Source organism: Ruegeria atlantica, assembly GCF_013032005.1.
In the GTDB taxonomy this organism is placed as follows: domain Bacteria; phylum Pseudomonadota; class Alphaproteobacteria; order Rhodobacterales; family Rhodobacteraceae; genus Ruegeria; species Ruegeria atlantica_A.
The window spans coordinates 124,727-150,555 of sequence record NZ_WQBE01000004.1 but is presented as its reverse complement, the minus strand read 5'-3'; the positions used below and the strand labels follow the sequence as shown (position 1 = coordinate 150,555).

Annotated in this window: 29 protein-coding genes, 1 other RNA gene and 1 pseudogene; 18 read left to right on the top strand and 13 right to left on the bottom strand. The window is 58.9% G+C overall.

The window, feature by feature from the left end; all coding sequences use genetic code 11:
• Window positions 1–96: 96 nt before the first annotated feature.
• A pseudogene (locus GOX21_RS09920) lies at window positions 97–903 on the bottom strand (pseudouridine synthase); the annotation flags it as partial.
• A gap of 61 nt (window positions 904–964) precedes the next feature.
• On the opposite strand from GOX21_RS09920, the gene GOX21_RS09915 reads away from it, so the two are divergent.
• Complete coding sequence (locus tag GOX21_RS09915) at window positions 965–1,426, top strand: nucleoside deaminase (protein ID WP_170347939.1); 462 nt, start codon at window positions 965–967, stop codon at window positions 1,424–1,426.
• Here the strand turns inward: GOX21_RS09915 and GOX21_RS09910 are convergent.
• Entirely contained in the window at window positions 1,416–2,108 is a 693-nt protein-coding gene (locus GOX21_RS09910) for a metal-dependent hydrolase (protein WP_170374368.1), read from the bottom strand. The genes GOX21_RS09915 and GOX21_RS09910 overlap by 11 nt on opposite strands.
• A 60-nt stretch (window positions 2,109–2,168) precedes the next feature.
• Between GOX21_RS09910 and GOX21_RS09905 the strand changes: the two genes are divergently transcribed.
• Window positions 2,169–2,825 (top strand): ceramidase domain-containing protein, encoded by a 657-nt coding sequence (locus GOX21_RS09905; RefSeq protein WP_170374370.1) that lies wholly within the window; start codon window positions 2,169–2,171, stop codon window positions 2,823–2,825.
• Here the strand turns inward: GOX21_RS09905 and GOX21_RS09900 are convergent.
• On the bottom strand, window positions 2,816–3,379 hold the full coding sequence (locus GOX21_RS09900) for a DUF4202 domain-containing protein (protein ID WP_170374374.1): 564 nt from the start codon (window positions 3,377–3,379) through the stop codon (window positions 2,816–2,818). The two genes, GOX21_RS09905 and GOX21_RS09900, sit on opposite strands and share 10 nt — an antisense overlap.
• Before the next feature lie 149 nt (window positions 3,380–3,528).
• Window positions 3,529–3,687 carry a hypothetical protein gene (locus GOX21_RS09895; protein WP_170374376.1) on the bottom strand — a complete coding sequence of 53 codons (159 nt, stop codon included), beginning with the start codon at window positions 3,685–3,687 and terminating at the stop codon, window positions 3,529–3,531.
• A gap of 228 nt (window positions 3,688–3,915) precedes the next feature.
• Here GOX21_RS09895 and gatC point away from each other — a divergent pair, with 228 nt between their 5' ends.
• The 5 genes from gatC (at window position 3,916) to rnpB (ending at window position 7,566) form a co-directional block, all read left to right on the top strand.
• Window positions 3,916–4,203, top strand: a complete 288-nt coding sequence (gene gatC, locus GOX21_RS09890) for an Asp-tRNA(Asn)/Glu-tRNA(Gln) amidotransferase subunit GatC (protein ID WP_058280141.1) — start codon at window positions 3,916–3,918, stop codon at window positions 4,201–4,203.
• 3 nt (window positions 4,204–4,206) lie between these two features.
• On the top strand, window positions 4,207–5,694 hold the full coding sequence (gene gatA, locus GOX21_RS09885; protein WP_170360408.1) for an Asp-tRNA(Asn)/Glu-tRNA(Gln) amidotransferase subunit GatA: 1,488 nt from the start codon (window positions 4,207–4,209) through the stop codon (window positions 5,692–5,694).
• 40 nt (window positions 5,695–5,734) lie between these two features.
• The gene (locus GOX21_RS09880; RefSeq protein ID WP_170374378.1) at window positions 5,735–6,448 is read left to right on the top strand and encodes a hypothetical protein; all 714 of its coding nucleotides are present in this window, start codon (window positions 5,735–5,737) and stop codon (window positions 6,446–6,448) included.
• Complete coding sequence (locus GOX21_RS09875; RefSeq protein WP_368040005.1) at window positions 6,432–7,106, top strand: N-acetylmuramoyl-L-alanine amidase; 675 nt, start codon at window positions 6,432–6,434, stop codon at window positions 7,104–7,106. The genes GOX21_RS09880 and GOX21_RS09875 overlap by 17 nt, the downstream gene beginning before the upstream one ends.
• Before the next feature lie 44 nt (window positions 7,107–7,150).
• Window positions 7,151–7,566: RNase P RNA component class A (gene rnpB / locus GOX21_RS09870), an RNA gene on the top strand.
• Window positions 7,567–7,575: 9 nt separating this feature from the next.
• Here the strand turns inward: rnpB and GOX21_RS09865 are convergent.
• The 3 genes from GOX21_RS09865 to GOX21_RS09855 form a co-directional block, all read right to left on the bottom strand.
• Window positions 7,576–7,908, bottom strand: a complete 333-nt coding sequence (locus GOX21_RS09865) for a GYD domain-containing protein (protein ID WP_170347947.1) — start codon at window positions 7,906–7,908, stop codon at window positions 7,576–7,578.
• A gap of 85 nt (window positions 7,909–7,993) precedes the next feature.
• The gene (locus GOX21_RS09860; RefSeq protein ID WP_170374382.1) at window positions 7,994–8,815 is read right to left on the bottom strand and encodes a DUF2182 domain-containing protein; all 822 of its coding nucleotides are present in this window, start codon (window positions 8,813–8,815) and stop codon (window positions 7,994–7,996) included.
• Between the two features lie 11 nt (window positions 8,816–8,826).
• Window positions 8,827–9,462 carry a DUF1326 domain-containing protein gene (locus GOX21_RS09855; RefSeq protein WP_170374383.1) on the bottom strand — a complete coding sequence of 212 codons (636 nt, stop codon included), beginning with the start codon at window positions 9,460–9,462 and terminating at the stop codon, window positions 8,827–8,829.
• A 280-nt stretch (window positions 9,463–9,742) separates the two neighbouring features.
• On the opposite strand from GOX21_RS09855, the gene rpmG reads away from it, so the two are divergent.
• Both rpmG and GOX21_RS09845 read left to right on the top strand, forming a co-directional pair.
• On the top strand, window positions 9,743–9,910 hold the full coding sequence (gene rpmG, locus GOX21_RS09850; RefSeq protein WP_037309480.1) for a 50S ribosomal protein L33: 168 nt from the start codon (window positions 9,743–9,745) through the stop codon (window positions 9,908–9,910).
• Window positions 9,911–10,116: 206 nt separating this feature from the next.
• Window positions 10,117–10,623: a hypothetical protein gene (locus tag GOX21_RS09845; RefSeq protein WP_170347950.1), complete on the top strand. Its 507-nt coding sequence runs from the start codon at window positions 10,117–10,119 to the stop codon at window positions 10,621–10,623.
• Window positions 10,624–10,790: 167 nt separating this feature from the next.
• Here GOX21_RS09845 and GOX21_RS09840 read toward each other — a convergent pair whose 3' ends face one another.
• Window positions 10,791–11,570, bottom strand: coding sequence for a Bax inhibitor-1/YccA family protein (locus tag GOX21_RS09840; RefSeq protein WP_170347951.1), 780 nt, complete (start codon window positions 11,568–11,570; stop codon window positions 10,791–10,793).
• Window positions 11,571–11,752: 182 nt separating this feature from the next.
• Window positions 11,753–11,962, bottom strand: a complete 210-nt coding sequence (locus GOX21_RS09835; RefSeq protein WP_170347952.1) for a DUF1127 domain-containing protein — start codon at window positions 11,960–11,962, stop codon at window positions 11,753–11,755.
• Between the two features lie 127 nt (window positions 11,963–12,089).
• Between GOX21_RS09835 and GOX21_RS09830 the strand changes: the two genes are divergently transcribed.
• Entirely contained in the window at window positions 12,090–12,971 is an 882-nt protein-coding gene (locus tag GOX21_RS09830) for a LysR family transcriptional regulator (RefSeq protein WP_170347953.1), read from the top strand.
• Here GOX21_RS09830 and GOX21_RS09825 read toward each other — a convergent pair.
• Window positions 12,968–13,924 carry an NADPH:quinone oxidoreductase family protein gene (locus GOX21_RS09825; RefSeq protein ID WP_170374386.1) on the bottom strand — a complete coding sequence of 319 codons (957 nt, stop codon included), beginning with the start codon at window positions 13,922–13,924 and terminating at the stop codon, window positions 12,968–12,970. The genes GOX21_RS09830 and GOX21_RS09825 overlap by 4 nt on opposite strands.
• Before the next feature lie 338 nt (window positions 13,925–14,262).
• Between GOX21_RS09825 and GOX21_RS09820 the strand changes: the two genes are divergently transcribed.
• The 3 genes from GOX21_RS09820 to GOX21_RS09810 all read left to right on the top strand — a co-directional run bounded on the left by GOX21_RS09820 (window position 14,263) and on the right by GOX21_RS09810 (window position 16,921).
• A complete protein-coding gene (locus GOX21_RS09820) occupies window positions 14,263–14,634 on the top strand; it encodes a helix-turn-helix domain-containing protein (RefSeq protein ID WP_170347955.1) in 372 nt (123 codons plus the stop codon).
• Window positions 14,635–14,680: 46 nt separating this feature from the next.
• On the top strand, window positions 14,681–15,472 hold the full coding sequence (gene hisN / locus GOX21_RS09815) for a histidinol-phosphatase (protein ID WP_170374388.1): 792 nt from the start codon (window positions 14,681–14,683) through the stop codon (window positions 15,470–15,472).
• 114 nt (window positions 15,473–15,586) lie between these two features.
• Window positions 15,587–16,921: an 8-oxoguanine deaminase gene (locus GOX21_RS09810; RefSeq protein ID WP_170374391.1), complete on the top strand. Its 1,335-nt coding sequence runs from the start codon at window positions 15,587–15,589 to the stop codon at window positions 16,919–16,921.
• Here GOX21_RS09810 and guaD read toward each other — a convergent pair.
• Window positions 16,918–18,207, bottom strand: a complete 1,290-nt coding sequence (gene guaD, locus GOX21_RS09805; protein WP_170374394.1) for a guanine deaminase — start codon at window positions 18,205–18,207, stop codon at window positions 16,918–16,920. The genes GOX21_RS09810 and guaD overlap by 4 nt on opposite strands.
• Window positions 18,208–18,347: 140 nt before the next feature.
• On the opposite strand from guaD, the gene mgtE reads away from it, so the two are divergent.
• Both mgtE and GOX21_RS09795 read left to right on the top strand, forming a co-directional pair.
• A complete protein-coding gene (mgtE, locus tag GOX21_RS09800; protein ID WP_170347958.1) occupies window positions 18,348–19,742 on the top strand; it encodes a magnesium transporter in 1,395 nt (464 codons plus the stop codon).
• Window positions 19,739–20,302 (top strand): 5-formyltetrahydrofolate cyclo-ligase, encoded by a 564-nt coding sequence (locus tag GOX21_RS09795; protein WP_170347959.1) that lies wholly within the window; start codon window positions 19,739–19,741, stop codon window positions 20,300–20,302. Before mgtE ends, GOX21_RS09795 begins: the two co-directional genes overlap by 4 nt.
• A gap of 5 nt (window positions 20,303–20,307) precedes the next feature.
• Here GOX21_RS09795 and GOX21_RS09790 read toward each other — a convergent pair whose 3' ends face one another.
• Window positions 20,308–20,541: a putative hemolysin gene (locus tag GOX21_RS09790; RefSeq protein WP_170347960.1), complete on the bottom strand. Its 234-nt coding sequence runs from the start codon at window positions 20,539–20,541 to the stop codon at window positions 20,308–20,310.
• Window positions 20,542–20,630: 89 nt separating this feature from the next.
• On the opposite strand from GOX21_RS09790, the gene GOX21_RS09785 reads away from it, so the two are divergent.
• From GOX21_RS09785 to GOX21_RS09775, 3 genes are all read left to right on the top strand, one after another.
• Window positions 20,631–21,446 (top strand): TIGR00282 family metallophosphoesterase, encoded by an 816-nt coding sequence (locus GOX21_RS09785; protein WP_170374396.1) that lies wholly within the window; start codon window positions 20,631–20,633, stop codon window positions 21,444–21,446.
• A 90-nt stretch (window positions 21,447–21,536) separates the two neighbouring features.
• Window positions 21,537–23,315 carry an SLC13 family permease gene (locus GOX21_RS09780; RefSeq protein ID WP_170374398.1) on the top strand — a complete coding sequence of 593 codons (1,779 nt, stop codon included), beginning with the start codon at window positions 21,537–21,539 and terminating at the stop codon, window positions 23,313–23,315.
• A 95-nt stretch (window positions 23,316–23,410) separates the two neighbouring features.
• A complete protein-coding gene (locus tag GOX21_RS09775; protein WP_170374401.1) occupies window positions 23,411–24,151 on the top strand; it encodes a YbaY family lipoprotein in 741 nt (246 codons plus the stop codon).
• A gap of 10 nt (window positions 24,152–24,161) precedes the next feature.
• Here GOX21_RS09775 and GOX21_RS09770 read toward each other — a convergent pair whose 3' ends face one another.
• On the bottom strand, window positions 24,162–25,823 hold the full coding sequence (locus tag GOX21_RS09770) for an FAD-binding dehydrogenase (RefSeq protein ID WP_170374403.1): 1,662 nt from the start codon (window positions 25,821–25,823) through the stop codon (window positions 24,162–24,164).
• Window positions 25,824–25,829: the final 6 nt, after the last annotated feature.

The window sequence follows — 25,829 nt, the reverse complement described above, 5'->3', positions numbered from 1 at the left end:
GGTCCCTGACATGGCGTTCCCCCGTGGAATAACTTACGGAAAATTTAGGCGATACGTGGGCTTGGCGCTAGGGGGAAGGTTGCTAAACCCGCGTCACTTGCGAGATTTCTTGCCGACCGGCGGTCGTTTTCGTTGCGGACGAGCAGGGCGTTTGGGTTTGGTTTCGGGCTCAGCGTCCAGCCCCAGTTGGTCGCGCATAACGCGGCGGCGGATCTCTTCAACCTCGCCGGGTTTCAGACTGCCCAGCTGGAACGGTCCGTAAGATACCCGTAGCAGGCGGTTCACGGCATAGCCGATATCCTCCATTGCGCGGCGAATCTCACGGTTCTTGCCTTCGCGCAGGCCGATGGTTAGCCATGCGTTTGCGCCTTGCTGGCGGTCCAGAGACACGTCCATCGGCAGAAAGCGTTCTCCGTCGATCACAAGCCCCTTGCGCAGCGGCGCAAAGTCTTCGTCCTTGGGGCGGCCATTCACACGAACACGGTATTTGCGCAGCCAACCGGTCGAAGGCAGCTCAAGCTTGCGTTTGATGCCGCCGTCATTGGTCAGTAGCAGCAACCCTTCGGAATTCAGGTCAAGCCGACCCACGCTCATGACGCGGGGCATATCCTCGGGCAGGTTGTCGAAAATGGTGGCGCGGCCTTTTTCGTCGCGGGTCGTTGTCACCAGACCGGACGGCTTGTGATACAGCCACAGACGCGAGGGTTCAGGTTCCGACACAGGTTTGCCGTCGACGACGATCTTGTCTTTGGCGGTCACGTTTAGGGCTGGGCTATCAATAAGCTTGCCATTCACTGCCACGCGGCCAGCTTCGATCATGCGTTCCGCTTCACGGCGCGAGGCAACGCCCGCGCGGGCCAGCACTTTGGCGATCCGGTCGCCGGGAGGAGGGGTTTTTGTCATCCGCAGCCCATAGCGCATCCCGCCCGCTTGCGAAAGACAGGTTTCTGATGCAGTCAGAGGCATGACGTTCAAATCACATATGGATAAGGCGTTGGTCGAGGCGCGCGCTGCGGCAGATCGCGGAGAGGTTCCGGTTGGGGCCGTAATTGTCGCGCCTGACGGCCGGATCGTGGCTGCGGCGGGTAACCGGACACGCGAAATGAATGATCCCACTGCCCATGCCGAGATTCTGGCCCTGCGCACAGCCTGTGCCGAGGCCGGGTCTGAACGGCTGCCGGATCATGACCTTTACGTCACGCTGGAACCCTGCGCAATGTGCGCGGCAGCTTTGGCCGCGGCGCGTATCCGGCGCATTTATTATGGGGCTGCCGATCCGAAATCTGGCGGTGTGGCACATGGCGCGCGGGTTTTCACCCACACACAGGCGCACCATGTCCCCGAGATTTACGACGGCATCGCAGCTCAAGAAGCCGCCGATCTTCTGAGAGCCTTCTTCGCTGCACGCCGTGATATTAAAGAGTGATAGGTTTCATCAACTCAGGTTCGATCACGTCCACCCCCGGCAACCCATCAATCAGCGCCTGAGCAGACTGTTCCAGAATTGGGAAAGTTTTGTAGTGACAGGGAATCACCGTCTTGAAGTTGAAATAACGTCTGGCCGCATAGGCCGTGCCCTTCATGTCCATGGTGAAATGTCCGCCCGCTGACAGGATGCCGATGTCGGGTTTGTAGTAATCGCCCATCCACTCCATATCCGCCATGATGTCGGTGTCCCCTGACACGTAAAGCATGTGATCTTCCGAGGCGACCATGAAGCCGACCTCGCTGCCTCCGGTCCGCAGCCCGTCCGGTGTTGAAAAGGTCGAGCTGTGCGAGGCAGGGACCATGGATACCTTGACCCCGTTCAAATCCACTGTGCCGCCTTTGTTGAAGCCGATGGTTTCCGGCCCTTCGGTCTCGCTCCAATACCCCATCAGGTCGTATTGGCCGACCACGGGAACCTTCAGATGCTTGGCCAGCGACACCACGTCTGCGACGTGATCGAAATGTGTGTGCGTCAGCAGAATGTGCGTCGCACCATCCAGCGCATTGTCGTGGTGGTCCTCGGACAGCACCGGGTTGCCGGTCAGCCATGGGTCAATCAGCAGAACCTGCCCGCCGGTTTCAATACGGAAACTGCCGTGGCCCAGCCAGATGATATTCATTGAAAAAATCCTCCTGATCATACTGTTGGCATCAACCTAGCATCGGCTATGTAAAAGTGCATGGACTGGTTTCAGGAAATTGACGGCTATTGTGAGCGTCTGTCGCCCGCCTATTGGGCCGAGCCGATCAACGCTGTAACAAACGCGGCGTTTCTGATCGCGGCGTTTGTTATGTGGCGGCGCGTTCAGGGGCGGGGGATGCCGCTGGCAATGGCGCTTGTGGTCATTCTGGCTACCATCGGTGTTGGCAGTTTTCTGTTCCATACCCATGCGCAGACCTGGGCGGCCATGGCGGATGTCGTGCCGATCCTGCTGTACATTCTGGTCTATATCTTTGCCATCAACCGGGATGTCTGGCGGTTTAGACCGATGATCGCGGCAATCTTGACGGCCCTGTTCATACCTTACGCGGCGCTGACCGTGCCCGTGTTTCAGCTTGTTCCGGGGCTGGGCGGATCAGCGGCTTACGCTCCGGTTCCGCTGCTGATCCTGATTTATGCATTCCTGCTGCGCAATCGGGCGCCGGATACAGCGCAGGGACTGGCCGTCGGGGCGGTGATCCTTATCGTCTCGATTGCATTTCGTGCGCTCGATGACCCCATTTGTGCGCAGGTGCCGCTGGGCACGCATTTCATGTGGCACATCCTGAACGCCACCATGCTGGGATGGATGATCGAGGTCTATCGTAGGTATCTGGCGCGCGTGTCTCAGACCTGAAACGCAGCGGCCAGATGTTCCGGGAGGTTAAATTCGGACAGCACCCGCGCCCGTCCGTCGCCTGACATCTTGCGCGCGGTTTTCTCCACAATGCGTTGAATTTTCTCGGCCGAGTGTTTTTCCGCGAAAGGCGTGAAATACCACTTGAGGAAAACGAAACAGATGACGTCTTCTAGCGCCTGAACCTCGTCATCGCGCTTGATGCCCTGTTTGCGCAGCATGCGACCGGCGGATTCGGCCTCGTCTTTGCTGTATCCAGCTTGCTCCATCAGCCCCATGACAATCTCGGCGTGATATTCAGCCTGTGCCTTGCGCCAGGTAAGGTATCCGGTTCGGCCTTCGGGGTATTCGCTGCGCGCCAGCTTCCAGCGTTCCACATGCTGACCGCGTGCCGCGATCTGCAATGGGTCCGACGCGTCTGGAAACAGCCGGTCCAACTCGGTGCTCATCCTCTGGCCGTATAGCAGGGCAGCGGGTTGGCCATCTTCGATTGTGGGGTCTTGCCTGTTGGCCGCATCTATTGCGTCCAGAACCGCTTGCTTGCGTGCGCTCATTTTCTGCTCCGTTGGCTTTTGCCGGATTTGCGATGCAATCCGACCGGTTAGTTCGCACCATCGTAGCGGTTGGTTTCATCGGATGCAGCAGTCAATTGCATCCTAGCCGGGCCAGTCGGGGGGATTCTGGCCCGGCGGCAAAAGGCACCTTATTTGCCGACTTTGGCGCTATCCTGTGTCACCGTCTCGGGCGAGGGGGTCGGGAACGAGACGTCGGGGATCAGGGTTCGCGTCGTAGGGCCGAAGGCCATGGCGGGGGTGCTCAGAATGGTTGCGGTCAAAAGGGCTGCGGTAATGAAGGTTTTCATTTTCTTTCTCCGGTTTCTGGCTGTGCCATGGATCATGAGGTGAACAGTTTGGTTCACTTTTTCAAGGCGAAAACTGAACTAATTGGTTTACTTTTGCGTATACTGGTTATTCAGTTTTGAATGGCTGGACGCGCCCACGACGGAAACAGGGTCACATCCGCTCTTCGGCGGACTTGCGACCCGGGCATCAGACGGGTAAATGCCCCCTAACGCATATGAGGTTTTCCGATGTCGATTGACCAAAGCACCGCCGCCAAGGTGGCCAAACTGGCCCGGATCAAGGTCGAGGATGACGCGCTGCCCGCGCTGGCATCCGAGTTCAACACCATTCTTGGGTTCATCGAGCAACTGAATGAGGTCGATGTTGAAGGCGTCGAGCCGATGGTCTCGGTCGAGCCGATGCGCCTTAAACGTCGCGAGGATGTGGTCACCGACGGCAATCAGCAGGCCAAGGTTCTGGCCAATGCCCCCGACGCACGCGAAGGCTTTTTCGCAGTCCCCAAAGTGGTGGAGTAAGACATGAGCGATCTGAATAAACTTGGCCTGGCCGAGGCCCGCGACGCGCTGCGTAAGGGTGATGTGACCTCGGTCGAGCTGACCGAATCCTGCCTTAAGGCTATTGATGACGCGGACGCGCTGAACGCTTTTGTCCATAAAACGCCCGAGATTGCGTTGGAACGCGCCAAAGCGGCTGATGAGCGGATCAAGGGTGGCGACGCGCCGTCAATGTGTGGTCTACCGATTGGTATCAAGGACCTGTTCTGCACCAAGGGCGTGCCTTCGCAGGCCGCGTCAAAGATTCTGGATGGCTTTAAGCCTGAATACGAATCCACCGTGTCGCAGCAACTGGCCGATGCGGGTGCCGTGATGCTGGGCAAACTGAACATGGACGAATTTGCCATGGGTTCGTCCAACGAAACCTCGGTTTATGGCAACGCGGTCAGCCCGTGGCGTCGCGGTAATGATGACGCGCAGCTGACACCGGGTGGCTCGTCGGGTGGGTCCGCTTCGGCTGTTTCAGCCGACCTGTGCCTGGCCGCAACCGGCACCGATACAGGCGGCTCGATTCGTCAGCCTGCCGCCTTTGTTGGCATCACCGGTATTAAGCCGACTTATGGTCGTTGTTCGCGCTGGGGTATCGTGGCCTTTGCATCCTCGCTGGATCAGGCCGGTCCGATGACCAAGAACGTACGTGATGCGGCGATCATGTTGGAAACCATGTGCGGTCACGACGCCAAGGATTCGACAAGTGCCGAATTGGCCGTTCCGAATTTCGAGGCGATGCTGACGGGTGACATCAAAGGCAAGAAAATCGGTATCCCAAAAGAGTACCGCATGGATGGCATGCCCGCCGAGATCGAAAAGCTGTGGTCTGAAGGGGCCGAAATGCTGAAAGCGGCAGGGGCCGAGATCGTCGATATCTCGCTGCCGCACACCAAATACGCGCTGCCTGCGTACTACGTGATCGCACCGGCTGAGGCCTCGTCGAACCTCGCGCGCTATGACGGTGTCCGCTATGGCCGCCGCGCGCAGTTGGCGCAGGGCGACGGCATCACCGAGATGTACGAAAAGACCCGCGCCGAAGGGTTTGGTCACGAAGTGCAGCGCCGCGTCATGGTCGGTACATATGTGCTGTCCGCAGGTTTCTACGACGCTTACTATAATCGCGCGCGTCGCGTCCGCACCCTGATCAAGAAAGACTTCGAAGATGTCTTTGCCGCAGGTGTCGACGCGATCCTGACCCCGGCAACGCCGTCGGCCGCTTTCGGTCTGGGTGAAATGACCGAGGCGGACCCGGTTCAGATGTATCTGAACGACGTCTTTACGGTGACAGTGAACCTGGCCGGTTTGCCGGGCATCTCTGTGCCTGCTGGTCTGGACAAACAGGGCCTGCCGCTGGGTCTGCAGCTGATTGGTCGCCCGTGGGAAGAGGGCGATCTGCTCAACACGGCCTATGCGCTGGAAAACGCCGCCGGGTTTGTGGCCAAGCCTGGCAAATGGTGGTAATCCTCAAGTCAGGCAAGACAACGCAAGACGGAGCAGCTGGATGCGCTTTACGCTTCTGATCCCCGCAATCGGGTTCGTGGCCGCCTGTAATACGGTGGCCCCGATAGGTGGCACGGATTTCAACACGCCGTCCTATCAAGCTCAGCGCGAAGCGCAGCTGGCGGGGCAGGGATATACTGGTAACCCGCTGCTTGGCCCGCCAGACGTGTCAGAACAGCAGCTGGGCGCGCCTGGCACAGTAGCCCCGTTGCCAACCGGCGAAAATGCCGACATCGCTTCGGCGACCGCGGCTGCGCTGGCTGGCACCTCAGGACAAGGCACGATCACTCCGGCACCGTCGCCCGTCGAAGACCCCATCAACAACGCGATTTCCGATGAGCAGGATTTCGGAGCGGTCTCTGACCGTCGCACCATCGAATCCGACGCCGCATTGATCGAACAGAACCGCCAGACCTATGAGGTGGTCGCGCCCACCGCCGTTCCGGAACGTGGAACAGGCGGCCAGCCAAATATCGTGCAATACGCGCTGAACACATCGAACCCGGTCGGGACCCAGCTATACAGCCGTGCAGGTCTGAACCTGCAAGCCAAGGCGCAGCGCAATTGCGCCCGCTTTCCATCCCCGGATCAAGCTCAGATTGAGTTCCTGTCCAATGGTGGCCCGCAACGCGACCGCAAGGGACTTGACCCGGATGGCGATGGCTACGCCTGTGGCTGGGACCCCAGCCCGTTCCGCAGTGCCGTCAACAACTGAGCCGCTGACGCCTAACTGGCACCCGTCCCCTAACTTTGGCGAACGCAGGGATGGGCTGACCCCGTCGCTGATCGTGCTGCACTATACCGCGATGGACAGCGCAACCGAGGCGCTGGACCGGCTGTGCGACCCTGTCCATGAAGTATCCGCGCATTACCTGATCGGTGGGGATGGTACACTCTGGCAGATGGTTCGCGAGGAGGATCGGGCCTGGCATGCCGGGGCGGGTGAGTGGCATGGCCAGAGCGATATCAATTCCCGTTCGATCGGAATTGAACTGGACAACACCGGCGCGCACCCTTTTTCCGAGCTGCAGTTGGACGTTTTGGAAACCCTGTTACACCAGATCATGAACCGGTGGGCTATCCCCCCTGAACATGTAATTGGCCATTCCGACATGGCACCGGGCCGTAAGTCCGATCCCGGTCCGCGCTTCCCTTGGCAGCGGCTGGAACACATGGCCCTTGCCGGAAAGCGCTCTCAACACGACCCCGGCAAAACCCCTTTAAATACGTTCAATGCGTTGGCGCGCGCCGCAGGCTACTCGGCGGAGACGGACCATGACACGCTTCTGGCCGCGGTGCGCCTCAGATATCGTCCATGGGGTGACGGCCCGTTGGAACCGGCTGACCTTATACCCTTGATCAAGAAAACCTGATCCACCCTTGACGCCGCCGTACCCAAAGCATACCCACACCCCGCGCGGAGGGCCGGATGGCCGCTGGGGCGTATGCCCGAGAGGAAAGTCCGGACTCCACAAGACAACGGTGCCGGGTAACGCCCGGGCGGGGCAACCCGACGGAAAGCGCCACAGAAATCAGACCGCCGCACCATTGCAGAGGTTCGCCTCAGGCAATACGCGGTAAGGGTGAAACGGTGGGGTAAGAGCCCACCGCGCTGCTGGCAACAGCGGCGGCACGGCAAGCCCCACCGGGAGCAATGCCAAATAGGGTCCTCGCGCGGGCCGGTCGGCGTCAGCCGATACCGCCGCTAAGCGCGTCTTGGCCGAGAGGGACCGGGTTGGCAGCTTGAGCCGCGCAGCAATGCACGGCCTAGAGGAATGGTCATCGAAGGGGGTAACCCTGGAACAAGATCCGGCTTACAGGCCCTCCGCGCGTAGATCCCGATTAACGGCCCGGCGCCTTGTAGGCTCCGGTCAGTTTTGCGGCTTTTTTGGTCACAGCGACAAAGTCTTTTGCCTTCCATGCGCGCACGGTTTCAACTTTTGACACCGCGCCTGATGCTGCAACGGCCATGCCTATAGCAACTGCATCCGTGCTTTCCGGCAATTCGCTGACAACCACCACGTCATTGTCGCCAGAGGTCATGTAAAACGCCACCAGCTTACCGCCGGCTTTTTTCAGCAATGCCCTGACCGCGCCCGAACGGTCCACGGGTTTCTTGAGCATTCCCTTAACGCCTTCCGGCGAATAGGACGCGTAGGTGATAAAAATAGGCATGACTACCTCCTGTCAAAAAAGTTAATGCAGAACCCGAAATTTGGCCGGTCCTTCAGCCCTTATGAACGTTTCAGCCTGTCGCGATCTATGAGACTGCGATCAGCCAAACGCCCACGACGATCAACGCAACACCAGTGAGCGGAACGAACCACCGCACCCGCGGCATCAGCTTTTCCAACGCGACATAAACGGCAATGCCCACAATCCAATAAAGGTTCATCACTCCGCCCACGAACAGCAGCAACATCAACGCCCAGCAACATCCCAGGCAAAACGCACCATGCAGCGCGCCGGTACGAAACGCGCCATAGGCACCGGGCCTGTTGTGGTCGGCCAGGAATTGGGCGGGGCTGCGGCAGTGGCGCAGACAAGCGGTTTTCAAGCTGGACAACTGGTACAAACCGGCAGCGACCAGTACGCATCCGGCAAAAAATTTCGAGTGGATCGTCATCATCGGCCCATCGGACAGTCCGACGCATTCCATCGCCCATTGCGCCCCGGTTGCAATGATGCTGAACACCGCCCAGGCAACCAGATAGCCCGTCAAAAAAAGCAGGCTGAGACGCGACGCCCGCAACTCGTCAGGCCCCATTCGTTTGATCGCCGTATACAACAGAACGGTGGGGGCAGCGCTGGGGGTCATCATGGCAATCATCATGACCCACCACATTAGGAAAATCAGAACGGCGTAGATCGGTGTCCAGCGTGTTTCAGTCGCCATACTCATCGGCTCGCCAATCGGGCCAGCCATTCGGGTCATGTCGATGGCGGACATGTTCATACCGATGCCCGCAACCGTGTACCAGGACGCGCCCAGAATGATCAGCAGAACGCAGAACACAACGATGCCGCGGTCGCGCCGCAGCACCCGATCTACGACTCCGGGTCGGGGAGGGAACGTGCTCATGTCAGCCTCCGCTATGCGCCGAGGACTCCGTGGCCTGAGATGTTGAGATGCGCCAAATGCGCGTGTGTAGCATCAAAGGTTAGATTGATCGCGCCGCCCGTAGTCTTGGCAGTCCCTGAGGCTGCCTCGGCGTGGCGATACTCAAACCCGTTGGGCAACTGTATCGAAGCACGATGCGGCATGCCCGAGACGATATGCGGGATCGGGCTGACCTCTACATCGAAGATACCCGAAACTTTGGCGTATCCAGCACGCTCATTCCGATCCCATTTCAGTTCGATCGGGGCGTACAGTGTTTCATGTTTTGTCGGGGCCATGGCGCTATACACGTACCACATGGTCGCCATTTCGTCGGTGTCTTCACCTTTCATGATGGCCTCAATAGCGGCGCGCTGGTCGGCGCTGGCGGCCTCGTCTATGATCAGCTGCATCTGGCCGTTGCCTTCGTGAATGGGGCCAGGCCAGTGGTACACGCCAGCCGCGCGCACTCCGGCAAGATCGGTGTCGCCATAGTTCCCGGACTCAATGTCGAACACGACAACAGCCTCGCAATTGCCATGACTTGGAAGGACGCTGAACTGACACGGGCAACCAAAGTTGCAATTGCAATTGGCCAATTCTTCACCCTGAAGTTTCCATTCCGTCATGATAGCCCCCCAAAAACATGCTTAAAACCTCTGCTCGCAGAGGGTTTCGCCTGTTGCTGCCGTTTCGAAATACGAGCCTGTCGTCGGCTTCTTTGTGGGATAGAACGGCGGGACCTTATCACAGAACCGTGATCGCGCCAAACCGGAGCAGGGTGCGACTGCAGGAATTGTGCGCGTTGTGCGCGGAATCTGGTTGACTCGGCTGCGCGACCGAGTAAAAGCGCACGCTCATAGGAATTCAACCGAAAGGCCCCTGCCTTTCCGGACGCAGGAGATAACCATGGCGAAGCCGACGACAATCAAGATCCGTCTGAACTCGACCGCGGGCACGGGCCACTTCTACGTGACCAAGAAAAACGCGCGCACCATGACCGAGAAAATGACCATTCGTAAATACGATCCGGTCGTTCGGAAGCATGTCGAGTATAAGGAAGGCAAGATTAAGTAATCTGCCGTCCAGCTTGGACAGTTACGAAGGGTTCTGCTGTGGCAGGGCCCTTTTTCTTTGCGCATGACCCACTGGGGTCGGGCTTGTGGCGCTTCGCGCCGTTGCAACGAAGCATCAGCGATTGGGGCAATCGGATCGTCGACGGGTTGCTTTTTGCAAGAGCTTGCCTCTACGCTTCAACAACTCGTTCCAAAATGTTGGCCGTCATGAAAAAAATCTTGTTTTCCTCTACGATCATTCTGGCCCTAGCGGCCTGTGAAGATCCCTATAACCGCGAAGGCATCGGATTCACGGGTATCGATGGTGAACCGCGCTCGCTTTCGGATGTACCCGGTGCAGTGGGCATCCTTCCGCCTGCAACGAATGTGCCGGCTGAACTGGCCGTTCTGCCTGCCGTGGCCGTCACGACGGATGAGACTGAGGCAGAGAAAGTTGCCCGAGTTGCAATTGAAAATGGTGGGCGCAGCGATACGGACTCGGTGGTTCTGACCGGGCAGGACACCAATCTGTTCCTCAGCACCGTCAATGTGAACGGCACCCTCTATGGTGTTCTGCGCACCCCGAACAACAGCACGCGCGTCGATAATCAGATCGGTGCCAACTTTGGTCGCAACGCGGAACAGTTTACCGGCTGTCTGCCTGCGGGTGACGTCTACCGCAAGGGCTCTTCCGACAGCAGCTCGGGTTTTGCGGTGCCGCTGAACTGCAGCTAAGACCCCGTTCATTCTATCTTCCTAGGCCTCGCCATTTGAGCGGGGCCTTTGTCTTTTTGGGGCACCGGTCGAGGTGTCAACCGGGCTGTGAAACGGCTAAATAGGCAAAAGAAAAGGGCGGGTCGTTTTGGACCCGCCCTGTTTGATTGGTGCAGTGTTGAAGCGCGCTATTCTTGCTGCCCCATGAACATCAGCAGGAACTGGAACATGTTCAGGAACGAGATGTACAGGCTTAGCGCGCCGTCAATAGCGGCTTTGTTCAACCACTCCTGATCACCATGGGTTGCGTGCGCAATGTAGGTGTTCTTGATGTCCTGCGTGTAGAACGCGGTCAGACCAGCAAAGATCAGTACACCGATTGCCGAGATTGCGAACATCATTGCAGGCGATTGCAGGAAGATGTTGATGACCATCGCCACCAGCAGGCCGATCAAGCCCATCATCAAGAACGTGCCCATGCCGCTCAGGTTGCGCTTGGTGGTGTAGCCAAAGAGGCTTAGGCCAGCAAAGGCAATCGAGGTCACGATGAACGTCTGTGCGATCGAGTAGGGGGTGTAGATCATGAACACCGAGCTCATCGACACGCCCATTACGGCGGCGAAGACGAAAAAGCCCAGCTGTACGGCTGCAGCCGACCCGCGCCGCATAAGTGCGCCCCATCCGAAGATTAGGAAGGCCAGAGGCGAGAAGATCACAACCCATTTCAGCGGCGACATGAATAGTGCCCCACCCAGGCTGGTCAGGTAACGGTCAGCGCCGATCTGGGCCACTGCGTTGGTCGGATCAGACGTCACAGCAAGACCGGCAATCGCCCATGCGGCGAGCGCCGTGATCAGCATGCCCACGGACATCGTGCCGTAGACTTTGTTCATATGGGCGCGCAGGCCCTCGTCAATCTGGGCAGCGCGCGTACCGGCAGCCGTCCGGATCGTGTCAAATTGTGCCATTAAAGGGTCTCCCTTCACATAATTCTTTTCGCGGTCCGAAACCCGGACCCCGTTCCCAGCAAATATCGGCAACTGCGGGCCGTGTTTCAAGAGTTTAGAGTGGGAAACCGGTTAAAACATGCAACAAAATGGCGACCTGCGTCAGCGGGCCGCCATTCAGTAGGTAAACATGAGTGTCAGGGTCATTTTTGCCAGAATTCCGGTGCATCCCAGAAAGGGCGAGCGGCTTCGGCATCAGCCTGTTCGCGGGTGATTCCGATATCTTCTAGTGCTCGTGCATCCAATCTGGCAAGCGTGCAACGCTGGCGACGCAGCGAGAACGCATCCAACAACATGGTCAGGCCAAAACGACGACGGGGCGGGCAAGGTCTGTGAATTGCAATTTGGGTCATAATATATGTCCTTTCATTGATCCTCGATGAGTTTTTGGTTTCTCATCAAGTTCCTTGATTTATATGGCGCACTATGAGACATTTTAAAAATGAATGTTTTTGAAGTGATGCATAAGGATTCGTGAACATGCGGAATTTGGACATTACGACATTGCGATCGTTTGTGGCGGTGGCGGATCAGGGTGGAGTGACACGTGCCGCCGGGTTCCTGCACCTGACGCAATCCGCCGTTTCAATGCAGTTGAAGCGTCTGGAAGAGCTGCTGGGACTGGAACTGCTGGATCGCAGTGGCCGGACCATCGCGCTGACAGCGTCCGGAGAACAACTGTTGGCTTATGCCCGCCGGATGATTGCGTTGAACGATGAGGTGATCTCGAAACTCACTGACCAAGCCTTTGAGGGCGAAGTCGTTCTGGGTGTGCCGCATGACATCGTTTACCCGGCTATTCCGCGTGTCCTGCAGCGTTTCAACGTGGATTTCCCGCGGGTGCGGGTGCAGTTGATTTCTTCGTACACGATGCAGTTGAAGGAAATGTTCAAACGCGGCGAATGCGATTTGATCCTCACAACTGAGGCAAGTGCGGGCGAGGGGGGCGAAATCATCGCCGAATTGCCGTTGCGCTGGATCGGGGCGCCGGGTGGGTCGGCGTGGCGCAAGCGGCCGATCCCAATAGCGCTTGGCCGTCGCTGCATGTTCCGGCCACAGGTCATCGCGGCATTGGATGAGGCTGGCATCCCGTGGGAGCTGTCGGTTGAAACCGAAAATGATCGCACCATCGAGGCGACCGTTGCCGCTGACTTGGCCGTCCACGCCATGCTCGACGGAACCGAGGCTGCGCATTTGGTTCAAATCGATGATGGCGGTGTATTGCCTGAGCTGCCCGAACATATGATCAACCTGTACGGAGGCGATACTGGACGCGGACCGTTGGTTGAGGCACTTGCAGCTTTGGTTCGACAGAATTTCCGCATGCTCGGCAGTGCGCCTTTGAAGGCTGTGGTCGGTTAGGGCGTAATCACGACCTTGCCGGTTGCCGCGCGGTCGCGCAACAATTGCAGGCCTTTCTCGGTATCCGACAGGGGCAGCACGTGGCTGATATGCGGCTTGATCCGCCCTTCGGCACACCACCGAAACAACGTGTCAAAACTGTCCTGAACGATCTGCGGCCGAAAGGTCAGATAACCACCGATGTAAAAGCCGATCACCGTCAGGTTCTTAACCAGCAGATGATTGGCCGGAATCTGCGGCACATCTCCGCCTGCAAAACCGATAGGCAGCAGGCGGCCTTCGGGGTTGGCGGCGCGAAAGGCGGCTTTGAACACGTCGCCGCCAACGGCGTCATACACCACGTCCGCTCCGCCCAGTTCCTTGACACGCGCGCGTAAATCCTCGGACGCATCAATCAGGTGATCCGCCCCCGCTGCCTGAGCGACCGCCAGTTTGTCTGCGCCGCGCGCCTGCGCAATTACGGTTGCCCCCATCAGCTTGCCGATCTCGACGGCGGTCAGCCCAACACCGCCAGCCGCGCCAGTGACCAGCAGGGTTTCTCCGGGTTGTAATTGGGCGCGGTGATCCAGGGCGATGTGACTGGTGCCATAAGCGATCTGAATCGCGGCGGCGTCCTCAAAGCTGACCGAATCGGGCAGGGGAATTGCGCGTTCAGCGTCAAACACCCCGAATTCCGCCAGACCGCCCAGACCTGAATAGACTGCAATCCGGTCACCTGGGCTTAGATGCGAAACGCCAGGACCTGTTGTTTCGACCACGCCGGCGATTTCCATTCCTTGAGTGAACGGCGCGGGCGGCGTGTCCTGGTACGTTCCCTTCTGCATCAGCAGATCGGCAAAGTTCAGACCGCATGCCTTGATCGCGACACGGACCTGGCCTTCTTGTGGGGTCGGCACGTCAATGTCGCAAAGCTGGGCGGCGGCGTCCGTGGATGAAATTCTATAGGCCAGCATGGTCGGGCTCCTGTGGTTTGGCGCATAGGTTCGTGCTGACCGGGGAATGTCAATCGCTTACCCGGCGCGGCGGAAAGGACTGTGTGGATGACGTCTCAGGCTTGCCTACGTTAACTGCGTGTGCGGGATCGAAAGGGCACAACCTTAGTCCTGTGCATGGCGAAACAGATTCAACCTTCTTGAAAAAAAGCCCAAAAAGAGCAATATTGTCCCAGGTGCTGATTTGGGGGGCATGTTCCTGATTAGGGAGTGGTTAAGGGCGGCTCGCTAGTGTTGCGGTAGTACATGCATGTCGCACACCCGAATTAGTTGTGTGTGTAGTTAAGAGGAGAATACCAATGACCCATCACGTCGATGTCCATGTGGGCAAACGCGTCAGGCATCGCCGCTGGCTGATTGGCATGACCCAACAGCAGTTGGCGCAGCAGGTTGGTATTAAGTTTCAACAGATTCAGAAATACGAGACCGGGGCCAACCGGATCAGCGCGTCGCGCCTTTGGGACATTGCCGAGGCATTGGATGTTCCCGTCAGCTTTTTCTTTGAAGGTCTGGAAGAATCTGAAAAGGAAACAGCCGGCAAAAAATCGGTTCCGGCCGATCTGATGGGGGACAAGGAAGCTCTGGATCTGGTGCGCTCTTACTATGCGATTCCGGAAAACCAGCGCCGCCGCTTGTTCGAACTTGCCCGCGTCCTGAGCGACGTCGCCTGAGAGAACCGGGGTTGACTCTGGCACGTGTGATCCGCACGGGTAGCGCATGCAAGAGACAACTTTAAGTGATCTGGATGTAGCCGAAGAAATGGCCGACGCGGCGCGTGCGGCCATTCTTCCGTTTTTTAGACAATCAAATATTGAGACTTCGAACAAGCTGGTCGACGGCTTTGATCCGGTCACGGTCGCGGATCGGAATGCGGAAAAGGTCATGCGCGAGGTTCTGGCCAAGCACCGCCCCGATGACAGCATTTTCGGCGAGGAGTTCGGCCAGACGCAGGGCAATTCCGGCCGGACGTGGGTGTTGGACCCGATCGATGGCACCCGCGGTTTTATCAGCGGCACACCGACATGGGGCGTGCTGATCGCGCTGAGCAACCAGAACGGGCCATTCTTGGGCGTCATTGATCAGCCCTATATCGGCGAACGTTTCCTTGGATCAGCGGATGTTGCACAGGCGACTGGGCCGACCGGAACTATGCCGCTGAAAACTCGCAAAACCTCCAGCCTGGATCAGGCCATTCTGTTCACGACCTTCCCCGAGGTCGGCACCCCTGAAGACCGCGCCGGGTTCGAGGCTGTGGCCCAACAGGTGCAACTGACCCGGTATGGCATGGATTGCTACGCTTACGCTTTGCTGGCGGCGGGGCAGGTCGATCTGGTGATCGAAGCGGGCCTGAATGCTTATGATGTTCAAGCCCCCATTGCGGTGATCGAGGCCGCAGGTGGTATCGTGACAGATTGGCAAGGTGGTCCAGCCCATGAGGGCGGACGGGTGTTGGCTGCGGCAAATGCCGAATTACATGCGGCGGCGCTAAAGCTTCTGCGCAACTACTGAAACAGGTTGTCGGGTTAAGGCTGGTCAGGTAATCTCTGCCCGGCTGGTTCTTATGCCCGTTTTCCGCCAGCCCTTACCTTCTTGCACGAAACGGGCGGATGCAAGGAGGGCGACATGACCGAAATCCTGATCAAGAACGCAGAGACCATCCTGACGATGGATGACACACGCCGCGAGCTTTCCGGCGCGGATATCCTGATCCGCGGTGGACAGATCGACCAGATCGGCCACGGACTGCAAACAACCGGAGAGGTGCATGTCGCCACAGGATGTGTCGTCACGCCGGGTCTGGTGAATACCCATCACCACCTTTACCAAAGCCTTACCCGTGCGGTGCCCGGTGGGCAGGATGCGCTGTTGTTTGGTTGGCTTAAGACGCTGTATCCCATCTGGTCCCGCTTTGGGCCCGAAGAAATGTTTGTCTCGGCTCAGATCGGGTTGGCCGAGCTGGCGCTGTCAGGGTGTACACTCAGTTCCGACCACCTTTACCTGTACCCCAACGGTGCCCGGCTGGATGACACGATTGCTGCCGCCGCCGAGATCGGAATGCGATTCCATCCGACGCGCGGTGCGATGAGTATCGGGGAAAGCGACGGAGGTCTGCCGCCCGACGCCTTGGTCGAAAAAGAGCAAGCGATTCTGGACGACATGATCCGTGTGGTCGACGCGTTTCATGACCCGTCCGAAGGCGCAATGTGCCGGGTCGGGCTTGCGCCTTGTTCGCCATTTTCCGTCAGCCGCGACCTGATGCGCAATGCGGCGATTCTGGCGCGGGACAAGGGCGTTATGTTGCACACCCATCTGGCGGAAAACGACGAGGATATCGCTTATTCGCAGGCCCAATTTGGATGCCGCCCGGGCCAATATGCCGAGGAACTGGGCTGGACCGGCCCGGACGTTTGGCATGCACATTGCGTCAAGCTGGACGAAGCTGAGATTGACCTGTTCGCGAGAACTCAGACCGGCGTTGCGCATTGTCCTTGTTCCAATTGCCGTCTGGGTTCGGGCATTGCACCGGTACGCGCGATGCGAGACCACGGCGTGCCTGTTGGCCTGGGTGTGGATGGTTCAGCCAGCAATGACAGCGGCAACCTGATCCTCGAGGCGCGTCAGGCCATGCTGTTGCAACGGGTAGCCAACGGCGCGGATGCCATGTCGTCGCGCGAAGTGCTAGAGATTGCGACACGCGGTGGTGCAGATGTGCTGAACCGTCCTGATTGCGGACGTCTGGAGCCCGGAAAACGCGCTGACATCGCGATTTGGGACACAAGCTGTATCGAAAGCGCCGGCAGTTGGGATCCGGCGGCTTTGCTGTTGGCCGGGCCGGTGAAGGTCAAGCACCTGTTCGTCGAGGGCCGCCAGATCGTGTGTGACGGGCATGTCACCAGTTTGGACATGCCCCGCGTGATCGAGCGGCAGAACCAGCTGGCCCGCGCCCTGCAAGTCTAGTTGGAAACACGTTGACCGGCGATCCAGACCTCTGTGATCGCCCGGTCGTCGCCCATCATGATGGTGGGAAAGATGGCCTCCCACAGGTTCTCGGCGCAGGCTTCGCGCTGGGCAATGGCGGGGGTCGAGGCGAGGTCGAGCACGATCAGATCAGCCTCCATCCCCGGTGCAACGTTGCCGATGCAATCGTCCATCCTTAGCGTGCGTGCTGAGCCAACCGTGCTTAGCCACAAAAGTTGCGCGGCATGCAGCGGCGCCCCGCGCAGTTGTCCGATTTCATAAGCTGCTGCCATCGTTCGCAGCATCGAAAAACTGGACCCGCCGCCGGTGTCCGTCGCCAACCCGACGCGATGGCCGTCACGCATCAACCCCGCCATATCGAATAAGCCAGAGCCGATGAATGTGTTCGAAGTCGGGCAGTGGATTAGCGCCGCGTCGACCTCGCGCAGGCGATCGCGTTCGCGTGCCTCAAGATGGATAACGTGGCCATACAGGCCGTTCGACCCTAATAGGCCAAATTTTTCATAGGTATCCAAATAATCGCGTGCCTCGGGGAATAGCCCGCGGACCCAGGCGATCTCATCGGTTTGTTCGCTCAGGTGGGTTTGCATCAGGCAATGCGGGTAATCGGCCCAGAGCGCGCCCATGGCTTCCAGTTGTTCCGGCGTGGACGTGGGTGAAAAACGCGGGGTGATGGCATAAGACAGGCGGTCGACCCCGTGCCAATTCTCAAGCAGCGCCTGAGACTGATCATAACCCGTTTGTGCTGTATCCCTCAGACCTTCGGGCGCATTGCGATCCATGCAGGTTTTGCCTGCCACAACCCGTTGGTTGCGCTTTTGCGCGGCGGTAAAAAATGCATCAACGCTTTCGGGGTGAATGGTGCAGAAACTGCACATGGTCGTGGTGCCGTGCGCAGCTGTCAGGTCAAGATAGCGATTGGCGATTTCACCGGCATAGGCCGGATCACCGAACTTCATCTCTTCGGGGAAGGTATAGGTGTTCAACCAGTCGATCAGACGTTTGCCCCAACTGGCGATCATTGCGGTTTGGGGATAGTGGACATGCGCATCGACGAAACCTGCCATGATCACGTTCTGGCCGTGATCCACCACGTTGGCCTCGGGGTTGTTGGCGCGCAGGCTTTCGGCATCCCCAACAGCGGATATTCGGTCGTCTTCAACCAGAACGGCCCCGCTGATTTTCACGGCCTCGGTCGGTTCTCCTTCAAAAGGGGAACCCGTAAAGCTCAGAACACGACCTTTCAGCAGCGTTTTTTGCGCCATTTTCATCCATCTCCGCCTGAATAGGACTGTGAAACAGCATAGGCGGGCGAAACTTGCCGGTAAATCGGCGCATTGTCATTGTTTTCCGGTAGCTGCTTCTTCTAATTAGGGGGCAATGAGCGCGCGAAACGGGGGCAGACATGACAACAGGCTTTGATGAACCCGTAACCGAGTCCACAAGTGACGAAGACGTCTATGCGCTGGATCGCAAGACTGTGGCGGATATCCTGTACGCGGTCGAAGTGGATGATCGCGACAAACTGATCGAGCTGATGGATCCGCTGCACGCTGCGGACATCGCCGACCTTCTGGAACAGATCAGCCCTCAGGAACGCGCCCAACTGATCCGTCTGTACGACAAGGAATTCGACGGCGATATCTTGTCGGAACTGGATGAGGCCGTTCGTGAAGAGGTTATCGAGGTTCTGCGCCCGGACGTTCTGGCCGACGCTGTACGGGACATGGAAAGCGACGATGTTGTCGACCTTCTGGAAGACCTCGAAGAACCGCAGCAAGAGGCCATCCTTGACGCGCTGGAGGATTCCGAACGGATCGCGGCCGAGCAGGCGCTGTCCTACCCCGAAAACTCGGCCGGTCGCCTTATGCAGCGCGAGGTTGTCATGGCCCCCGAACATTGGACAGTTGGGCAGGCCATCGACTTCATGCGGGCCAATGACGACCTGCCGGAACAGTTCTATCACGTTGTTTTGGTCGATCCCCGGTTGAAGCCGGTAGCGCAGGTCATGCTGGGCAAGCTGATGGCCGCTCGGCGTGAGGTGCCGCTGCACGACATCGCCGAAGAAGAGTTCCACACTATTCCTGTCGATCAGGACGAAGAGGACGTGGCATATGCGTTCAACCAGTATCACCTGATCTCGTCGCCCGTGGTCGATGCAGACGGGCGGCTGGTCGGTGTGATCACCATCGACGACGCGATGGTTGTTCTGGATGAGGAATACGAAGAGGACATGCTGCACCTTGCGGGTGTCAGCAACGAGAGCTCGCTGTCCGACAGCGTTGCCGCGACCAGCAAGCGTCGCCTGCCGTGGCTGGCGGTGAATCTGTGCACGGCGATTTGCGCCTCGTTGGTGATCTCGCAGTTCGAGGCGGCGATTGATCAGTTGGTGGCGCTGGCCATTCTGATGCCGATCGTGGCGTCGATGGGCGGCAATGCGGGCACTCAATCGCTGACAGTTGCGGTGCGGGCTTTGGCGACGCGCGACCTTACGGGGTCGAACGTATTGCGCGTGATCCGGCGGGAACTGCTGGTGGGGATGCTGAACGGCCTGTGTTTCGCCATCGTTTTGGGAACCGTGGGGATGATGTGGTTCGATTCTGCGATGCTGGGTGTCGTGATCGGCGCTGCCTTGGTCGTGAACATGATCATCGCTGGGTTCATCGGTACGGTAGTACCTGTGGTGCTGGACCGATTGGGCGCTGACCCGGCGCTTGCCTCCGGCACCTTCGTGACGACCACAACGGATGTCATGGGGTTTTTCCTGTTCCTGGGGCTTGCCAGCGTGGTGCTACTGTGACCGATCTGACCGAAATCAAAGCCGCTGCGCGCAAGGCGGCTTTTGCACGCCGTAAGGTAGCTTTTGACACCCGCCTGCCCGGTGCTGCGGGGCGCTTGTCCGAGGTTCTGGCCGGACACCGTGGCGTGCCTCTGTCCGGTTATATGCCGATCCGTACCGAGATTGATCCAGTGGCGGCGATGGCAGAAGCATCGGCCTATGGTCCGGTTGGTGTGCCGGTCATTCAGGCTGCCGGTCAGCCACTAAAGTTTTCGCGCTGGACGCCTGAAGGCACGCTGAAGGACGGCCCGTTTGGGGCCAAGGTGCCCGAGGTCGACGATTACTTCGACCCCGAAATTCTGATTGTCCCATTGGTTGCTTTCGATGCGCTGGGCGGGCGGCTGGGCTATGGCGGCGGTTTTTACGACCGCACGTTGCAGGGTCTGCGCGCCAAGCGCCCGACACTGGCCATTGGCTTTGCCTTTGACGCGCAAGAGGCCAAAGAGCTGCCGTTGGAGCCCACGGATCAGCCGCTGGATATGGTGATTACCGAGAGCCGGGTTCTGACGTTCTCGGGCTGATCGCCTTAGCTCGGGTGGTTCTCACGGAAGAACTCCCAGGCATCCACCTCGCGCCCATCCGGCAGAATGCAAACGCCAGTTTGGCCGTTGTCACCGTCGCGTATCTCGTACTGTGCGCCGCTGTCGATGCAATAGGTCGCCGCGGGGTTCGCCAGTTGCGTGGTGGAATCGGTTGCTGGGGTTTCGTCGCAGGCGGCAAGTGCGAATAGGCCAGCAACGGCCAAAAGGATGCGAGTCATCAAGATTCTCCTGTTTTAAAGGCTTTGGCAGATTATGCAGGCAGCTTAATCACTTGTGCTTGGTCATTACCACACTTAGGACAGGTTGGATGAGGATACTTTTTCTGGGTGACGTCATGGGCCGTGCGGGACGCACGGCCATTCAGCAACATTTGCCGCGTTTGCGCGACGAATGGCGGCTGGATTTCGTTGTGGTCAATGGCGAGAATGCCTCGAACGGGATGGGTCTGACCGGCGATCATGCCAAGCTGCTACTGGACGCGGGCGCGGACTGTCTAACGCTGGGCGATCACGCGTTCGATCAGAAAGATATGCTGCAGTTGATCGAGAGCGAACCGCGTATCGTGCGCCCGGTGAATTTTGCGAAGGGTGCGCCGGGGCGGGGGCATCGGCTGTACACCGCGCCGGGCGGGCGCAAGGTTCTGGTGGTGCAGGTTCTGGGGCAGGTCTTTATGAAACGGCCCTTTGACGATCCGTTCTCGGCGGTTGAGCCCATTCTGAAGTCCCACCCGCGTGGCGGGCAGGCCCAGGCGATCATCGTCGATATGCATTGCGAGGCCACGTCTGAGAAGATGGCGATGGGCCATTATTGTGACAAACGTGCCAGCCTTGTGGTCGGCACGCACACGCATGTTCCAACTGCGGATGCACAGATCCTGCCGGGTGGCACGGCGTATCTGACCGATGCGGGGATGTGTGGCGACTATGACTCAGTGATCGGGATGGACAAGGTCGAGCCGATGCGCCGTTTTATCACCGGCATGCCCAAGGCGCGGTTCACCCCGGCCAATGGCGAAGCAACGCTGAGCGGTGTGTTCGTTGAAACCGATGACCGCGACGGGCGAGCAAAATCTGTGCAAATGGTGCGCGTCGGTGGGCGTTTGCAGCAGGCCGGGCCGCAATAAGGCGATGTCAGGCTTGCTCTGCCGCGCGCAATGCGTGAAACTGGCTGCCGGGCGCGCAAGCCAGGCTAGGGTTCGGACAGAATACCAAGAATGCAATTCCTTCAACTGACAGAAACAGGCAGCGCAATACTGGCGCTTTTGGTCGTCGCGGGCATGTTCGTCATGTTCCTGCGTGAGGTCTATCCGACCGAAGTCGTTGCCATCGGCGGTGTCGCCATCATGCTGGTGACGGGTATCTTGCCGTATCAAAGCGCGCTGGCGGTTCTATCCAACCCGGCGCCGTGGACGATTGCGGCGATGTTCATCATCATGGGGGCTCTGGTGCGCACTGGCGCGCTGGACGCATTTACCTCGACCGCGCAAAAGCAGGCACAGGTAAACCCGCGTTTCGCCATCGGGCTGCTGATGGCGTTTGTTGTGCTGGCGTCGGCCGTGGTGTCGAATACGCCGGTGGTTGTCGTGATGATCCCGGTATTTGTGCAGATCGCGCGCACGCTGAATGTTCCGGCCTCGAAACTGCTGATTCCGCTGAGCTATGCAGCGATTTTAGGCGGCACGCTGACGTTGATCGGAACCTCGACCAACCTGTTGGTGGATGGTGTGGCCCGTGCGCAGGGGATGACTGCATTCACCATTTTCGAGGTGACCCCGTTGGGCATCGCTCTGGTGATCTACGGTATGGTCTACCTGCGCTTCATCGCGCCGCGCCTGCTGCCGGATCGGGACAGCATGGCAACCTTGCTGTCCGACCGGTCCAAGATGAAGTTCTTTACCGAAGCCGTCATTCCGCCTGAAAGCAACCTTATCGGTCGAGAGGTCACAGGGGTTCAGCTGTTCAAGCGCCCCGGTGTGCGGCTGATCGACGTAATCCGCGGGGATGAGTCGCTGCGGCGTAATCTGAAAGGTGTTGAGCTGAAACTTGGCGACCGTGTCGTTCTGCGAACTGAAATGACCGAATTGCTGAGCTTGCAAAGCAACAAGGAACTAAAGCGCGTCGATCAGGTCTCGGCCGTTGAGACCAAGACGGTCGAGGTTCTGATCACCCCAGGTTGCCGCATGGTGGGTCGGACGCTGGGTACGCTGCGTTTGCGGCGTCGGTATGGTGTCTATGTGCTGGCTGTACACCGACGGAACCAGAATATCGGGCGTCAACTGGATGATCTTGTGGTGCGGGTCGGCGACACGCTGCTGCTGGAAGGATCGCCCGCTGACATTCAGAAACTCGCCGCCGACATGGACATGGTCGACGTTTCGCAACCGTCGGCACGTGCGTTCCGGCGAAGCCATGCCCCCATTGCGATTGGCGCGCTGGTCGGTATCGTCGCCTTGGCCGCGTTGGGTGTCGCGCCGATCCTGTTGCTGTCGGTTCTGGCAGTTGCGGTGGTCCTGATCACGCGCTGCATCGACGCGGATGAGGCATTTTCTTTTGTCGAGGGCCGCTTGCTGGCGTTGATCTTCTCGATGCTGGCCATAGGGGCCGCGCTGGATAAATCCGGCGCTGTATCGCTGATTGTCGAGGCGATTGCTCCGGGCCTCAGCTCATTGCCGCCCTTCCTGATCATCTGGGCCGTATACCTGCTGACCTCGGTGCTGACCGAACTGGTATCAAACAACGCGGTGGCCGTGGTGGTGACACCGATTGCCATCGGGTTGGCTCAGGCGGTCGGGATTGACCCGCGCCCGCTGGTGGTGGCGGTGATGGTGGCGGCCTCAGCCTCGTTCGCGACGCCGATCGGGTATCAGACCAACATGATGGTTTATGGTCCGGGCGGGTACAGGTTTGTCGATTTCATGAAGGTCGGCATTCCGCTGAACCTGACTGTTGGGCTGCTGGCGTCGTTGTTGATCCCGCTGATCTGGCCCCTGTAAATCAGGCGTGGAATCGCCGATTTGGATCACTAGGTCTTGTAAATACTGATCTGGCCACGATCTTTTCACCAAAGTGGAAGTGAAAGGATTGTGTCATGCCATTTCCAAAGCTCGGCCAGGCCATCGTTGTCTGCGCTCTTGTCCTGACTATTTTGGGCAGCCAAAGCCATGCTGGAACCGTAACGGGAACCGCTGCCTATCGCGAGCGGATTGCCGTGCCGCCCGATGCGACGCTATATGTCGAGCTTCAGGATGTCTCTCTGGCCGATGCACCGGCAGTGTCCCTTGCTGCAAAACGCTATGCAATGGACAGCGTTCCCGCGCAGTTCGAGCTGACATTCGATGACGCGCTGATCAAAGACGGGCACCGCTATGTGGTGCGGGCCTCGATCAGCCAGGGGCAAGACCTGCTGTTCACCACCGATACGGCCTATCCGGTCCTGACCGATGGGGCAGGAAATTCCGCAGACCTTATGCTGGTGCAAGTGCAGGGGGGAAACATGCTGAACAACACGCAGTGGACGGCCGCCGCCCTGAACGGCGCACCGATTGAAGCAGAGCGCCGCCCAGAGATTAACTTTGCCCAAGATGGTGCCTTTTCAGGCAGCGGTGGCTGCAACCGGTTCAACGGACAGGCCGACATTTCCGGTGTGACTATCGCATTCCCTGACAATATGGCTGCCACGCTGATGGCGTGTCCTCCGGCCTTGGAAGAGGTTGAGCGGCAATTCTTTCAAGCCTTGCAAAGCGTCACCACTTACGCGGTTGAAGGCGATGCGCTGGCCTTTCTGGATGCCGCAGGCGAACCGGTTATCAAATTCGTGCGCACCCGGTAAGGCGGGGCCGTCAGGCGACGGCCCTTGATCGCCCGGCATTGCGGCCCGAGAATATACAGCCGCCCAGAAACGAGCCTTCCAGCGCGTTGTAGCCGTGATAGCCACCGCCGCCGAACCCAGCGACCTCGCCTGCCGCAAACAGGCCGGGCACAACCTGACCATCGGCGCCGATCATCTGGCTGTCGAGATTGGTCTGCAATCCACCCAGCGTTTTGCGTGTCAACACGTGCAGTTTCACGGCGATCAGCGGGCCGTTTGCGGGATCAAGAAACTTGTGCGGCTTGGCGGTGCGGATCAGCTTGTCGCCACGATAGTTGCGAGCAGCCAGAATGGCGGCCATCTGCGCGTCTTTGGTAAAGGGGTTGTCGACCTGTGAATCCCGCGCCTCGATCTGCGCCCGCAAATGGGTCTCGTCGATCAGACCACCGCCCATCTGGTTCATACCGCTGACAAGCTCGGTCAGGGTGTTGGCGACGATGAAGTCCTCTCCATGTTCCTTAAAGGCCTCGACCGGCGCAGTAGCTTTTGAGCCGGTCAGGATGCGCTGAAACAACACCTCGCGCCAGCCGCCATCAGTCATGTCTGGGTTCTGCTCAGACCCGGACAGGGCGAATTCCTTTTTGATCACCTTTTGGGTCAGCACAAACCAGCTGTATTCATATCCTGTTTTAAGGATCTCCTTCAGCGTGCCCAGCGTGTCGAACCCCGGCATGAAGGGCGGTTTCAACCGATTGCCACGCGCGTCAAACCACAATGAGCTGGGGCCGGGCAGGATACGGATGCCATGCGCGGGCCAGATCGGATTCCAGTTCCGCACACCCTCAGTATAGTGCCACATCCGGTCGCCGTTGATGACGTGCCCGCCGGCCTTTTCGCTTATTGGAATCATACGACCATCCACGTGAAACGGAACGCCCGCCACCATATCTTTGGGCGGCTCACCCAGCCGATCGCGGGGCCAGCTTTTGCGCACCATCTCAAAATTGCCGCCGATTCCGCCCGAGGAAACGATGACCGAGGGCGCATAGACCTCGAACTCACCCACTTCATCGCGGTTGGTTTTGGCACCGTGGGGTGCCGTGTCATCGGCTAGAACCTCGCCCGAGACCCCTTTGGCGCACCCGTTCTGCATAATGATGTGGCTGACCTGATGGCGGAATTTCAACTCGATCAGACCGGCGCTGACATGTTCGCGCACGCGGCGGACAAAGTTCTTCAGAACGCCCGGTCCGGTGCCCCATGTGATGTGAAACCGCGGCACTGAATTTCCATGACCATCCGCATAGGACCCACCGCGTTCAGCCCAGCCAACGATAGGGAACCAGCGCAGGCCCATCTCATACAGCCACGGACGCATTTCACCTGCGGCGAATTCCACATAGGCCTCGGCCCATTTGCGGGGCCATGCGTCTTCTTCGCGGTCAAACTGCGCGCTGCCCATCCAGTCGCGCAGCGCAAGGTCCTGACTGTCTTTGATGCCCATCCGGCGCTGTTCTGGCGTGTCGACCATGAAAAGACCGCCTAAACTCCAATGCGCTTGCCCGCCCAGAAAATGCTCAGGCTCCTGATCCAGCACGATCACCTTCTTGCCACGATCCCCCAACTCAGCCGCAGCGGCCAGCCCAGCCAGTCCGGCGCCCACGACAATGGCGTCAGCAGTAGTGTTGGTCATGTCTTG